11 protein-coding genes are annotated in these 13472 nt (G+C 72.0%); 5 read left to right on the top strand and 6 right to left on the bottom strand.

What is annotated here, in order from left to right; translation table 11 throughout:
- Positions 1 to 29: 29 nt before the first annotated feature.
- Positions 30 to 1898 carry a translation elongation factor 4 gene (lepA, locus tag KSNIM_RS25375; RefSeq protein ID WP_263105440.1) on the bottom strand — a complete coding sequence of 623 codons (1869 nt, stop codon included), beginning with the start codon at positions 1896 to 1898 and terminating at the stop codon, positions 30 to 32.
- A gap of 291 nt (positions 1899 to 2189) precedes the next feature.
- Here lepA and KSNIM_RS25370 point away from each other — a divergent pair, with 291 nt between their 5' ends.
- The 3 genes from KSNIM_RS25370 to KSNIM_RS25360 all read left to right on the top strand — a co-directional run bounded on the left by KSNIM_RS25370 (position 2190) and on the right by KSNIM_RS25360 (position 4439).
- Positions 2190 to 2531, top strand: coding sequence for an antibiotic biosynthesis monooxygenase family protein (locus KSNIM_RS25370; protein ID WP_263105439.1), 342 nt, complete (start codon positions 2190 to 2192; stop codon positions 2529 to 2531).
- Positions 2532 to 2872: 341 nt separating this feature from the next.
- Entirely contained in the window at positions 2873 to 3133 is a 261-nt protein-coding gene (gene rpsT / locus KSNIM_RS25365) for a 30S ribosomal protein S20 (protein ID WP_030270581.1), read from the top strand.
- A gap of 754 nt (positions 3134 to 3887) precedes the next feature.
- A complete protein-coding gene (locus KSNIM_RS25360) occupies positions 3888 to 4439 on the top strand; it encodes a hypothetical protein (RefSeq protein WP_263105438.1) in 552 nt (183 codons plus the stop codon).
- A gap of 191 nt (positions 4440 to 4630) precedes the next feature.
- Here the strand turns inward: KSNIM_RS25360 and holA are convergent, their stop codons facing one another.
- Positions 4631 to 5626: a DNA polymerase III subunit delta gene (gene holA, locus KSNIM_RS25355; RefSeq protein ID WP_263105437.1), complete on the bottom strand. Its 996-nt coding sequence runs from the start codon at positions 5624 to 5626 to the stop codon at positions 4631 to 4633.
- A gap of 73 nt (positions 5627 to 5699) precedes the next feature.
- Between holA and KSNIM_RS25350 the strand changes: the two genes are divergently transcribed.
- Positions 5700 to 5960 (top strand): hypothetical protein, encoded by a 261-nt coding sequence (locus KSNIM_RS25350; RefSeq protein ID WP_263105436.1) that lies wholly within the window; start codon positions 5700 to 5702, stop codon positions 5958 to 5960.
- Between the two features lie 272 nt (positions 5961 to 6232).
- Positions 6233 to 7117 carry a helix-turn-helix transcriptional regulator gene (locus KSNIM_RS25345; protein ID WP_263105435.1) on the top strand — a complete coding sequence of 295 codons (885 nt, stop codon included), beginning with the start codon at positions 6233 to 6235 and terminating at the stop codon, positions 7115 to 7117.
- Positions 7118 to 7261: 144 nt separating this feature from the next.
- Here the strand turns inward: KSNIM_RS25345 and KSNIM_RS25340 are convergent, their stop codons facing one another.
- From KSNIM_RS25340 to KSNIM_RS25325, 4 genes are all read right to left on the bottom strand, one after another.
- Entirely contained in the window at positions 7262 to 9319 is a 2058-nt protein-coding gene (locus KSNIM_RS25340; RefSeq protein ID WP_263105434.1) for a ComEC/Rec2 family competence protein, read from the bottom strand.
- 854 nt (positions 9320 to 10173) lie between these two features.
- Positions 10174 to 10776 carry a ComEA family DNA-binding protein gene (locus KSNIM_RS25335; RefSeq protein WP_263105433.1) on the bottom strand — a complete coding sequence of 201 codons (603 nt, stop codon included), beginning with the start codon at positions 10774 to 10776 and terminating at the stop codon, positions 10174 to 10176.
- Between the two features lie 862 nt (positions 10777 to 11638).
- Positions 11639 to 12484, bottom strand: a complete 846-nt coding sequence (locus tag KSNIM_RS25330; RefSeq protein WP_263105432.1) for a DegV family protein — start codon at positions 12482 to 12484, stop codon at positions 11639 to 11641.
- Positions 12485 to 12606: 122 nt separating this feature from the next.
- On the bottom strand, positions 12607 to 13431 hold the full coding sequence (locus KSNIM_RS25325; RefSeq protein WP_263105431.1) for a hypothetical protein: 825 nt from the start codon (positions 13429 to 13431) through the stop codon (positions 12607 to 12609).
- Between the last annotated feature and the right edge of the window lie 41 nt (positions 13432 to 13472).

Raw genomic sequence — 13472 nt, 5'->3', positions numbered from 1 at the left:
CGGCCTCCGCCGTTTGCAGTCTGCTGCCGCTACTTCTTCTCCTTGGGGGCTTCCGCGTCGGTGGACAGCGCGGCGATGAAGGCCTCCTGCGGGACCTCCACCCGGCCAACCATCTTCATGCGCTTCTTGCCCTCCTTCTGCTTCTCCAGCAGCTTCCGCTTGCGGGAGATGTCACCGCCGTAGCACTTGGCGAGGACGTCCTTGCGGATCGCACGGACGGTCTCGCGGGCGATGACCCGGGAGCCGATGGCGGCCTGGATCGGCACCTCGAACTGCTGACGGGGGATCAGCTTCTGCAGCTTGCCCGCCATCATGACGCCGTAGTTGTAGGCCTTGTCCTTGTGAACGATCGCGGAGAACGCGTCCACCGCGTCACCGTGCAGCAGGATGTCGACCTTCACCAGGTTGGCGGACTGCTCGCCGATGGGCTCGTAGTCCAGCGAGGCGTAGCCGCGGGTCTTGGACTTCAGCTGGTCGAAGAAGTCGAAGACGATCTCCGCGAGCGGCAGGGTGTACCGCAGCTCGACACGGTCCTCGGAGAGGTAGTCCATGCCCTGCAGGCTGCCGCGGCGGGACTGGCAGAGCTCCATGATCGCGCCGACGAACTCGTTCGGCGCCAGGATGGTGCCGCGCACCACCGGCTCGAACACCTCGGCGATCTTGCCGGTGGGGAACTCGCTCGGGTTGGTGACGGTGTGCTCGGTGCCGTCCTCCATGACCACCCGGTAGATCACGTTCGGGGCGGTGGAGATCAGGTCGAGGTTGAACTCGCGCTCCAGGCGCTCCCGGATGATCTCCAGGTGCAGCAGGCCGAGGAAGCCGCAGCGGTAGCCGAAGCCGAGGGCGACCGAGGTCTCCGGCTCGTAGACCAGCGCGGCGTCGTTCAGGCGCAGCTTGTCGAGGGCGTCGCGCAGCAGCGGGTAGTCCGAGCCGTCCAGCGGGTAGAGGCCGGAGAACACCATCGGGCGCGGGTCCTTGTAGCCGCCCAGCGCCTCGGTGGCGCCCTTGTGCATGGAGGTGATCGTGTCACCGACCTTGGACTGCCGGACGTCCTTCACACCGGTGATGATGTAGCCCACCTCGCCGACGCCCAGGCCGTCCGCGACCTTCGGCTCCGGCGAGATGACGCCGATCTCCAGCAGCTCGTGGGTGGCGCCGGTGGACATCATCGCGATGCGCTCGCGCTTGGTGAGCTGGCCGTCGACGACACGGACGTAGGTGACCACGCCGCGGTAGGAGTCGTAGACCGAGTCGAAGATCATCGCGCGGGCCGGGGCGTCCTTGACGCCGACCGGAGCGGGGATGTTGTCGACGATGTGGTCCAGCAGGTCCTCGACGCCGAGACCGGTCTTGGCGCTGACCTTGAGCACGTCCTCCGGGTCGCAGCCGATGATGTGCGCGATCTCCGCCGCGTACTTCTCGGGCTGGGCGGCCGGCAGGTCGATCTTGTTGAGGACCGGGATGATCGTGAGGTCGTTCTCCAGCGCCAGGTAGAGGTTGGCGAGGGTCTGCGCCTCGATGCCCTGGGCCGCGTCGACCACCAGGATGGTGCCCTCGCAGGCCGCCAGGGAGCGGGACACCTCGTACGTGAAGTCCACGTGGCCCGGGGTGTCGATCATATTGAGGATGTGCGTGGTACCCGCGTTCGCGCCGGTCTTCGGCGCCCACGGGAGGCGGACGGCCTGCGACTTGATGGTGATGCCGCGCTCGCGCTCGATGTCCATGCGGTCGAGGTACTGGGCGCGCATCTGCCGCGGGTCGACAACACCGGTGATCTGCAGCATCCGGTCGGCGAGCGTCGACTTGCCGTGGTCGATGTGGGCGATGATGCAGAAGTTGCGGATCACCGCCGGGTCGGTCCGGCTGGGCTCTGGCACATTGCTGGGGGTCGCGGGCACCTTGGTCCGATTCTCCGTGTGGTCCGGGGGCCGGGGTGTCCGGGTCATCGCTGACCGGCTTCCCGGGGACCGGACGGTCTCGTCCGATCGATAATGGCTCTCCCTATCCTCCCACGAGCCCGAGGCGCTGTGGCGGCGAGCCGGGTGGGGGCCGCTCGGGGACCGCGTGGGGCCGCTCGGGGCCCGGGGTGAACGCCCGAGTGGAACCCTTGGGGTGAGCGCCTGCGTGTGGCCGGGGTGGGCCTGAACGGGCCTTCCGGACGGTGCGCGGATCCGGAAGGATGGCCGTCCATGATCCTCGAAAGTGCGCTGCTGGACGTCCGCCCCGGCGAGGAGGAGGCCTTCCTCGCCGCCTTCGCCGAGGCCCGGCCGCTGATCGCCGTCCAACGCGGTTTCCGCTCGCTGGAGCTGCGACGCTGCCTGGACGAGGGGGCCACTTCCCGCTTCCTGCTGCAGGTGGAGTGGGAGACGCTGGCCGACCACACCGAGGGTTTCCGCGGATCCGCCGAGTACCGGCGGTGGGGGGAACTACTGCACCACTTCTACGAGCCGTTCCCGGTGGTGGAGCACTACGGGGACCCTGTGCTCACGGCACAGCCGGTCCGGCCGTCGGACCGGCTATCAGACGGGTGACAAGGGCGGGATCTGGGACTCGCAGGGGTAGGGGGCAGGAGCCGGGACGGGGACGGCGGGCGCGTTCGTCCTGGCCCCGGCAGGCTGTCCGCCGCGACGGGGGCCGTCCGCCCTGGAGTGACCGTCCGCCCGGTGCGACTGCCCGCACGGTGTGGCCGCCCGGCCGGTGTGACCGTCCGCCCGGTGTGACCGTCCGTCGCGGCGGGGCGTCCGGTTTGGGGACGGTCGACCGCCCCTGGTAGCGTGGGGCGCTGCACCTGGTTTCGGCATGCCCTCTCAGCTGGTCCGGAGCCGCTTCGGTGCAACCGTCGAGACCGTTCCACACAGACTGAGGCTCATTCGTGGCGAACATCAAGTCCCAGATCAAGCGCAACAAGACCAACGAGAAGGCGCGCCTGCGCAACAAGGCCGTCAAGTCCTCGCTGAAGACCGCGATCCGCAAGGCCCGCGAGGCTGCTGCCGCCGGCGAGAACGAGAAGGCCACCGTGCTGGCCCGCGAGGCCGCCAAGGCCCTCGACAAGGCCGCCAGCAAGGGCGTCATCCACAAGAACCAGGCCGCCAACAAGAAGTCGGCGATCACCAAGCTGGTCAACGCCGCCTGATTTTCGCGGACGCCGTGCCGCCCCTGGCGGTGACGGCACCCCGGGCACGACCCGGAGGTCGGCGCGATCGCGGCCCTCTACCCGCTCCCGCCGACCACCCACCTCTCGGACCGCACCGGCCCTCTACCCGGAGCTCCGAGATGCACGACTCCGTACCGCACGCGGCCTGCGTTCGCCACGCGGGTGCGGTACACACAGCTCCACCGAGGAGCCGGCCCGCCGGCACCTCCCCGATTGCCCGTCCGGTCCCCACCGGGCGGGCAATCGGCGTTTCAGCCCTCGACCCGATCGGTCTCGACGAGAAGGTCGGCCTCGGACGGGAGGATCTGGCGGCGGAGCTGGTACGCGGTGCGGCCGAATGGCGACTCTCTGTCACGACCCACTGACCGGTATGGTTCGGTCCTACCATCTCGCCGGACGGCCACTGGGGGCTCCGATGTCGACACCACCGCCGCCACCGCACGCCGGGGCCTCCCGCGCCACCGGACCCGGCCCGTACGGGCCCGGCCCCTACAGCGGATTCGGCGGCGCGGTCAGCACGGCCGGACCCGGTGGGGTTGCCGGACCGGGTGGGATCTCCGGCCCCGGCGGGGTGACCGTACCCGGCGGGGCGACCGGGGCCGGTGTGGCTGCTCCCGGCGGCGGGGGTCCCGGGGCAGGACGTCCGAACGGGGGCGGTGCTCGAAGAGGGCTGTTGTGGGGGGTGGGTGGCGTCCTGGTCGCGTCCGCCGTGTGGGCCGCCGCAGTGCTCACCGTGCCATCGCTGGTGGCCACCGGCCGCAAGGCACCGGGCACGGGCCCGTACCACCTGGTCAGCGACATCTGCACGACGGCCAAGCTGGCCTCCTTCGAGCAGCTCTACCCCTCGCAGTACGGCAAGCCGTACCACTACGCGACCCGGCACCCCGCCCTCGACGACATGTACTGCAGCCAGTACCTCAAGAAGACCGGGGCGGACACCGACTACGTGTCCCTGTACGTCGAGGCGCAGCTGCACAAGGCCGTCGACCCCGAGCCCGAGTTCGAGGCGCAGCGGTCCGGGCTGCAGCAGCGGAAGTACCAGATCACCTCGGTACCCGACCTCGGGCAGGAGGCGTACCTCGGCTACCTGGACGATCCGAGCAGCTCGGACTCCAGCTGGCACTACCTCACCCATGTGCTGTACGTGCGGGACCGTGGCCTGACGTACTACCTGAGCTGGTCGGGGTCGTTCCAGGAGGGCAAGACGACGGCACCCGACCGGGAGCAGATCCGGCAGGCACTGGTGGTCGACAGCCGGGCGGTGCTGCGGGCGCTCGGCGGCTGATTCGGCGGCAGGGCCAGCGGCGGCGCCTGATCGTTCGCGTGAGCGGGACGCCACCCGGCTACCGCAGGCCGCGGGCACGGACGAGGGTCAGCATGGGGCCGTCGCCAGTACTTGCCGGTACTGCCGGTCCTGGCAGTACCGGCGGTACCGCCGGTCTCCGGTACTGTCGGGCGCCCCGGAAGGGGCCGGTGTCAGTACTGGCGGGCGCCTGAGCGGGCCGCGCGGGCGACGGCGACCACGGCACGTTCCAGGGCGTAGGCCGGATCGTCGGAACCGCCCTTGACGGCGGCGTCCGCCTCTGCGACAGCGGTCAGGGCGGCGGCCACACCGTCGCCCGTCCACCCGCGCATCTGCTGGCGGACGCGCTCGACCTTCCACGGCGGCATGCCGAGCTCGCGGGCCAGGTCGGCCGGGCGCATCGATCGGCCGGCGGTGGCCAGTCGGCCGATGCTCCGGACGCCGGAGGCCAGCGCATAGGTGATGCCGGTGGGCGGCTGGCCCACCGCCAGTGCCCAACGAAGCCGTTCCAGCGCCTCCGCCGCGCGGCCGGTCACCGCGAGGTCGGCCACCTCGAAGCCGGTGGCCTCGGCCCGGCCGCTGTAGTACCGGGCGACCGCTGCTTCGTCGATCGTTCCCTCGATGTCGGCCGTCAGCTGACTGCATGCGGCTGCCAGCTCGCGAAGGTCGCTGCCGAGTGCATCCAGCAGTGCCTGGCAGGCCTCCGGCCCCGCCGAGCGGCCGAGCTGGCGGAACTCGTTGCGGACAAAGGCGAGTTTGTCGCTGCTTTTGGTCAGCTTGGGGCACTGGACCTCGCGGGCGCCGGCCTTCTTCGCCGCGTCCAGCAAACCCTTGCCCTTGGCGCCGCCGGCATGGACGAGGATCATGATCACCTCGTCGGCGGGCGATTCGATGTACGCCTTGACCTCCTTCACCGAGTCGGCGGAGAGGTCCTGGGCGGCCCGGACGACGATCACCTTCCGCTCGGCGAAGAGCGAGGGCGTGGTCAGCTCGGCGAGACTGCCCGGCTGCAGAGCACCGGGCGCGAGGTCCCGGACGTCGGTGTCGGCGTCCGCGGCTTTGGCGGCGGCCACCACCTCGGCCACTGCGCGGTCGAGCAGCAGCTCTTCCTGGCCGACCGCGAGGGTCAGCGGGGCGAGCAGGTCGTGGGGTGCACTCTTCCTGGCCATCGCGTACCAGGATCGCACGGGGCGGTGACACCCCCGGACCGTACGGCCCCGGGGCCGGTTGCAGAATGGTGCGGTGATCAAGAACCATGCCCGCCAGCTACTCGTCCTGCCCGACCGCGACGCCGCCGAGGAGGCCCGCGAGGACCTCGTCGCCCGCTGCCCGGACCTCGATGACCCTGAGCTCGTCCGGGATGCGCTTGCCGGTGAGGACGATGCCGAGGACGCCCAGTGGCTGCTGGTGTTCGAGGCCCCCGAAGACGGCTGGACCCCTGCCCAGCTTGCAGAACTCGACACCGTGGCGGATGCCCAGGACGGCTGGCGCGAGGAGGACTGAGGGGTGAACCGTGTACTGGTGGGTGGGCGGCTTGAGGGCGGGCAGGCGGGTGGGCCAGGGGTGGATCCAGGGGCGAGGGCTGGCCGAGACGACTGACGGTGCCGGCTGATGGTGGGAGCTGGCACAGTGCGCTGACGGGGCCGGCCGAGGGAGTCCGGGGCCGGCTTGGGCCGGCGTCGCCCGCATGCTCCGTGGCGGTCATGTCCGGCAGGGGAAGGGTGGTATCGGCAGACCCTGGCTACCCGCGGTCCTGTCGCCCCATCATGGGGATCATGGAGATGGACCGCCGTGAGCTTGCAGACTTCCTTCGCCGCTCCCGCGAGCGGCTGAGCCCTCAGGACGTCGGGCTGCCGGGCGGCTTGCGTCGCCGTACCCCTGGCCTCCGCCGCGAGGAGGTCGTGCAGCTCGCCGGTATGTCGGCCGACTACTACACGCGCCTGGAGCAGGCTCGCGGCCCGCAGCCGTCCGTCCAGATGCTCACCGCGCTCGCCCGGGCGCTGCGTCTCTCGGAGGACGAGCGGGACCACATGCACCTGCTGGCGGGCCACCGGCCGCCGGCCGGGCGGCAGGCCGGGGAGCACGTCCGCCCGGCTCTGCTCCATCTGCTGGACCAGTTGAAGGAGACGCCGGCTCAGATCGTCAGCGATCTCGGCGATCTGCTCGCCCAGAACGCCATGGCCACCGCGCTCTTCGGCAGTGTCTGCTCGCTGCGCGAGGACGAGCGCAACGTGGTCTGGCGCTGGTTCACCGACCCGACGGTCCGCCAGGCGTACCCGGAGGAGGAGCGCGACCACTGGAGCCGGGTGCATGTCGCCGACCTGCGGGCCGCGGTGGCCCGGCGGTCCCGGGATGCCGTGGCCGAGGCGCTGGTGACTCGGATCGCCGGCGCGAGCGACGAGTTCGCCCGGCTGTGGGAGCTGCACGAGGTGGCTGTGCGCCGGACCAGCCGGATGTGCGTGGTGCACCCGACGATCGGCCCGATCAGTCTGGACTGCGAGACGCTGCTGACGCCGACCGAGGACCAAAGGCTGCTGCTGTTCACGCCGGCACCTGGTACCACTGCGGCCGGATGCCTGGAGTTGCTCCGAGTGGTCGGCACCGAGCGCTTCGACGCCACCGCGCGCGGGTCGGCCACGGAGCACGACGAGGTCCGGTGACGCCCGGGGCGTGATCCTGTCGGAGCCACCCGGTGCTGACGGGTGGGGTGAGGCCGTGCGGGGGACGGTCACCCAGGGCACGGTCATTCGGGGCACCGTCATCCGGTACACGATGCTGTCGGCGGCGCAGTTGGTCATGGCAGGTCAGCTCCGGTGGAGGTGGGGGTGGGTGGCCACCTGCAGGTGACGGTGGCCTCCGAGGACGGCCACGTCTCCGGCCCGGTCGGTTCGCAGCACGGTGGCGCCGAGTGCGGTCAGCCGGTCGACGGTGTGCGGGGCCGGGTGCCCGTACGGGTTGTCTTGGCCGCAGGAGATCAGTGCCAGTGACGGGCGCAGCGCACTGGTGAGGTCCCAGTCCTGGTTGGCCGAACCGTGGTGGGCCACCTTGAGGACGTCGACCCGACCCGGCGGGCCTCGCTGCAGGAGTGCCGCTTGGGCGGGTGGTTCGAGGTCGCCGAGCAGGGCGAGCCGTAGCCGGTCCCCCGGCGGACCCACGGTGGCGAGCAGTGCGACGCTGGCGTTGTTGGCTCCCGGGGTGGCCGGTCCGAGGGTGTCGTCAGGCCAGAGGACGTCCCAGGCGAGGTACTCTCCGGCGGTGCGGTGCTCCCCGCGGCGGGCCTGCAGTACCGGGATGCCTGCGGCCGAGGCCCATCGCAGCACACGGGCCTGCTCGCCGGGTGGCGTGCCCAGCAGGGTCACCTGGAGCGCAGCGACCGTGCGCCCGCGCAGCACACCGGGCAGACCCTCGACGTGATCGGCGTGGAAGTGAGTGAGGATCAGCAGCGGGATCCTGGTGATGCCGAGTTCGCGCAGGCAGTTGTCGGCGGCTGTCGGGTCCGGACCGGTGTCCACGACCACGGCGGTGTCGGCGCCGGTCGGGAGCACGGCCATGTCGCCCTGACCGACGTCGCACAGGGCCAGGCGCCAACCGGCAGGCGGCCAACCGGTGGCGATCCGGGTGACAGCGGGCGGACGCAGGAGGACGGCGGCGAGGGCCAGCACGATGCAGACTGCCAAGGCGGTTCGGATCCGGCGAGGGGCAGCGCGCCGCACTGCCAGCAACGGGGGTACGCCCCAGCACAGGGCCACGATGGTGGCGGCCAGCAGGAGTACCCCCATCAGGCCGTCGGGCCAGTCCAGCAGCGCCCCGGGCACCGCGGCACCGTGTCGGGCAACCGCCGCCAGCCATCCGGTGGGAACGGCTGCGAGGTCCGCGAGCAGGCGGGCTAGGCCCGGGGCGAACGGTGCCACTGTCAGCGCCGCGAAGCCGAGCAGGGTGGAGGGGGCGACGGCTGCCTCGGCGAGCAGGTTGCAGGGGACGGCCACCAGGCTCACCCGCGGCGCGAGCAGGACGGTGACCGGGGCACAGAAGGCCTGGGCGGCCGCGGTGGCGCCGGCTGCGGTGGCGAGGGTCGTCGGCCAGCCTCTGCGGCACAGTGCCTCCGTCCAACGCGGGCCGAGGGTGAGAAGTCCCGCGGTGGCGAGGGTGGAGAGCAGGAAGCCGTAGGAGCGGGCGAGGTAAGGGTCGAGCAGCATCAGGAGCAGGACCGCTCCGGCGAGGGCCGGTACGCCTTGGCGGGGACGTCCGGTGGCCAGGGCGAGCAGTCCGAGGAGGCCGGTGGCGGCCGCTCTGAGGACGCTGGGCTCGGGACGGCAGACGGTCACGAAGGCGAGTGTCAGGCCGGTGCCGACGAGCGCAGTCGTCCGAATGGACAGGCCGAGCAGCCCGGCCAGGCCGCCGCGGCCCTCTTCGTCCTCCCTGCGTGGTGCGCCGAGCAGGACGGTGAGGAGAATCGCGAGATTCCCTCCGCTGACAGCGGTCAGATGGCCGAGGTCGGTGGCTCGGAAGGCTTCGCGAAGGTCGTCGGGGAGACGCGAGGTGTCACCCACCACCAGACCCGGCAGGAGGCCCCTGATGTCCGGCGACAGGTGGTCGGAGGCCTCACGGAGGCCTGTTCGCAGCCGCGCCGCGAGCTGCTGCGACCGGCCGGGCGGAGCCAGCACGTGCGGCGGGCCCAGGGCCACGAGTCGAGCTGCCGAGTCGTGGTCGCGCTCGCCGGGGGCGGTGGCGCGGACGTCTGCCGACACCCTGGTCGAGGGGACGAGTCCGCGCCAGGCGGCGATGTCCTGGGCCCGGACGAGCACGGTGACCGGTGTGTGCACTGCGACGGCTGAGCGGTCGGGATCGGTGGGGAATCGCACCCGGTCCACCACTGCGTCGAAGGTCAGTACGGCCTGCCCCGGCGCGGTGCCGTGGACTCGCCCGGTCCGTGCTGTCGGATCGCCGGCGACAGTGAGGTCCACCGACAAGTAGACCGGGGAAGGCTCCTCGACATCACGGGCTTCGGTGCTGGCACCCGGTGAAACAGGGGCGGTCGGCGAGCCCGGGACCGTCGCTGTGGCGGTGGCGGTGGCGGTGGCTGTGGCAGTGGCGGTGGCAGTCGGCGCCGTCTCCGTGTCCGGTGCGGCTGTGCCGTTCGGCAGCGCCGCGTCGCTCGTTGACGCTGTGATACGCGGTGGGTCTGCCGCCCGCGACGGGGTGGCGGCTTGCACGGTGAGGGACGGTCGGACGAGATCGGGGATCGGGCCGCGGTGGAGATCTGCGGTGTGCAGGACGGTGGTCAGCGTGGCCGCCGCCGCTGAGAGCAGGACAGCGGCGGCCATCGGAGCGATTCCTCGTGCGCCGCCGACCGCACGTTTCCGGAGCAGGAACAGGGCTGCCACAGCAGCGACAACGGCTGCGACGACAAGGGGCTGGTGAAAGGTCGGCGCCACCGCGAGCACGGCGGAGGTCACTGCCCAGGCGGTGAGCGCAGGCAGAAGCAACCGCAGATCCGTCGTCCGTCCGCTCGGCCCGACCGAGTCACAGGGACCGGAGGACTGGGCGCCTGCCCGGGCCGACGGGTCGACAGCCGGGGCGAGGGTGGCAGCGACCACGGCACCTCCTTTCAATGCGGGCGGTGTTCTCGGTGGGGCGGTGGCTCGTGCAGGGGCCCGGTGTGGTCGGCTGCTGAAAGAACACGTAGCTGACCTGCTCTGATCGGGAAATGTTGCTGTCAGAGCGTCAGCAGGCCCTTGATGTCGTCGAACTTGCGCTGGCCGATGCCGGGCACCTGGCGGAGCTGGTCGACGGAGCGGAACGGGCCGTGCGCCTGGCGGTACTGCAGGATCCGTTGGGCGAGCGTCGGACCGACCCCTGGCAGGGTGTCGAGCTGCTCGGCGGTCGCCCGGTTGAGGCTCACCAGGCCGCCCGTGGTGGTGCCCGGTGCTCCCTGGCCGACCGGCAGGCCGACCAGGATCTGCTCGCCGTCGCTGAGCACCCGGGCGAGGTTGAGGGAGTCGGTGTCGGTGCCGGGGAGGGCTCCCCCGGCGGCCCGCAAGGCGTCGGCGACACGCGAGCCGGTCGGCAGGGTGCGCAGGCCCGGGTGCTGGACCTTGCCCGCCACGTCCACCACCACGGTGGGCGCCGGCGCACCGTGCGGGGCCGTTGTCCCGGCCACCGTGGAAGACGGCGGGCCACCCGTGGCGGACGCAGCACTGCCACTCACAGTGGGGACAGCCACCGGCTCCGGGCGGCTCAGCCAGAAGTGCTGGACGGCGTAGCCGACCGCAAGTAGGAGCAGTGCCGCCAGACCCAGCGCGGCTCTTCTGTCCAGCATCAGCCCGGCCGGCAGGGAGAAGGCGAGCCGACGGGCCGAGGGCGACTTCGGGAGGTCGGGCGGGACGGTGAACGGGTCGGCCGCAGCACCGAAGGGCGAGGAGGTCTCCGGCGGCGGCAGCCCTGCACCTGGAGCGGGGACGTACGGTCCGTCCCGTACTGCTCGGCGGCGGGGCGAGCGTCCTGTGCCCGGAGACGCGTCGGAGCCGAACCTGCGGGCGGCGAACCGGTGCCCGCTCGACGGACGGTCGCCCCGGGCACCGGGCGCCACGGCCACGGGCGCAGCCACGGTGTTCGCAGCGCCCGCGGCACCCGCCGCGCCGGGTGCGGCCGACCTTGCCTGTGTTGCCGGGCCGGTCGGCGGCCCGGAGGCCATGGTGTCGGCGCCACCCCCGGAGGCACCTACCCGCGTTTCTCCGGAGGTGCCGGTGGGTGTGCCGGCCGCAACGCGCGAGGGACCACTGCGCAGCGCTGCGGAGAACAGCGCGGCCAGTCGCCGGCGGACGGTCTCGGTCGTCTCTCGGCGCCGTGCTGCGCCGCGGGTGGTGTGCTTCATGCGAGGAAGGTACGGACGCCCGGGCTCCCCCGTGCACACCATGCCGCCGGCCTGTGGATAACTCCAGGGTGTGGACAACTCCCTTCCCTCACAAGGGTGAAAAGGAAGAGGCCGGGAACCTGCCGGGCGGCGCCGTTCGTCAGCCGGGTCGGAGCCGTTGCGAGGCGGAACCACGATGGGGCAGAGCCGCGCCGCAATCTGGTGCAGCGGCGACGGAGGGCGCGGTCACGGCAGCGAGCACGGGACGGCAACGAGGACGGGACGGCAGCGAGGGCCGACTCCTCTTCGAGCCGGAGCTGCCGCTTCGTCAGCGCGGCGACACCACAACGGCCAACAGACCGGGCCCGACGTGGGCACCGATGACGGCGCCGACCTCGCCCACGTAGAGGTCGCGCAGGCCTGGCACCCGCTCCCGGAGGCGCTCTGCGAGCGGCTCCGCACGGTCCTCGGCCGCAAGGTGGTGGACAGCGATGTCGACCTCGGATTCGCCGGCGCGTTCCACGGCGATCTCCTCCAGCCTGGCGATCGCTCGTGACGCCGTTCGGACCTTCTCCAGCGGTTCGATCCGGCCGCCGGCGAGGTGGAGCAGCGGCTTCACCGCGAGGGCCGAGCCGAGCAGTGCACGGGCGGCGCCGATGCGGCCGCCGCGGCGCAGGTGCTCAAGCGTGTCGACGTAGAAGAAGCCGCTGGTCAGCGAGGACCGGCGGACGGCTTCGGCGGCGGCCTCCGCGGGCCCGAGGCCGGCTTCGGCGGCCTGCGCGGCCGTCAGCACGCAGTGACCGAGGGCCATGCCGACCAGTCGGCTGTCGACCACCTCGACCGGGATGTCCGCCCCGGCCGCGGCGAGCTTGGCGGCCTCGTACGTACCCGAGAGTTCGGAGGAGATGTGGACAGAGACGACACCTGTGGCGCCCGCTTCGGCGGCCGCCCGGTAGGCCGTGGCGAAGGTCTCCGGGTTGGGGCGCGAGGTGGTGACCCTGCGCTTGGCACGCAGCGCCTCGGCAACGTCCTTGGGCGAGATCTCGACACCTTCGGTGAGGACCTCGTCGCCCACCACGACCGAGAGCGGGACCACCTCGATCCGATGGCGGTCGACGACGTCCTGGGGCAGGTAGGCCGTGGAATCGGTGACAAGGGCGAGGTGGCCGGGCATGAGCCGGAGGTTACTCCGCGACCGGCGCAGATGACAGCGCAGGACGCCGACAGCGTCGCCCCGCACCGGCGCCGGCCCGGCCACGAAGGTACCGGACCGATGGCCCCGGACCGGCAGGAGTCTTATGCCCCACCGGTGTTCGGCTTGCGCAGTCGGTCGGCGAGCCGGTTGAGGGGCTCCCCCAGGCCGAGCACGTCCTCGGCCCGCAGGCGGTTCCCTGCGGTGAGACCCTTGCGCTGGGTCTCCTCGGACCGGGCAGCCGCGGTCCCGCCGGCAGCTGCGGAGACACCGTCCGACTGCGCACCGGTGCCGCGGGCGCCGGACCCCGCCCCGGTGCCGGCGCCAGCCGCCGAGGCTGCTGCACCGGCGCCATCCGGATCGCCGGAGCCGTCCACCCGGTCCCAGTGCCGCAGCGCCCCTGCTTCGTTCTCGCACTCGCGGCCGAGCCGGGCCAGGTCGTCGTCGGCGAAGCGGCGCATGCGGTCCTGCGCCGCCCACCGCATGGTCTCCGCGGCATGGGTGATCCGGCCGGCGCGCTCACGAAGCTCGGGCAGTTTGGTGGCCAGCCGGGCGCTGTCGGGCTCGCGCTCGAGGATGCGCATCTCGCGGTCGAGCTCAGCGGCGTGGGCGTCGAGCCGGTTGAGCAGCTGGAGGGACTCGGCGAGCTGGCTGTCCTCGGCGAGGCCGGACTCCAGTACCTGCCGAGTGGCGTCGAGGGATGTGCGCAGCGACAGGCGGACGGCGGCGAGCTGGCCCTGGGAGCCGGGCTTGGTGAAGGTCTTCGCACGCAGGGCCGCGTTCTCCACGGCGCGCCGTGCATGGGCCTCGTGCCGCTCCACCTTGGCGGCGACGGCCTTGGCCGCCTTGACCGTGCCGACGACGGCCATGACTGCGGCGGCCACCAGGAACAGCATCACCAGGGCGATCACCACGCCGATCGCGTCCATCCCTACCCCACCTTCCGCGGTGCCCACCGGCCCCGCTCGCC

The organism is Kitasatospora sp. DSM 101779 (assembly GCF_025655475.1).
In the GTDB taxonomy this organism is placed as follows: Bacteria; Actinomycetota; Actinomycetes; order Streptomycetales; family Streptomycetaceae; genus Kitasatospora.
Note: the sequence above shows the minus strand (reverse complement) of the source record. Positions and strands in the feature narration are given on the sequence as shown.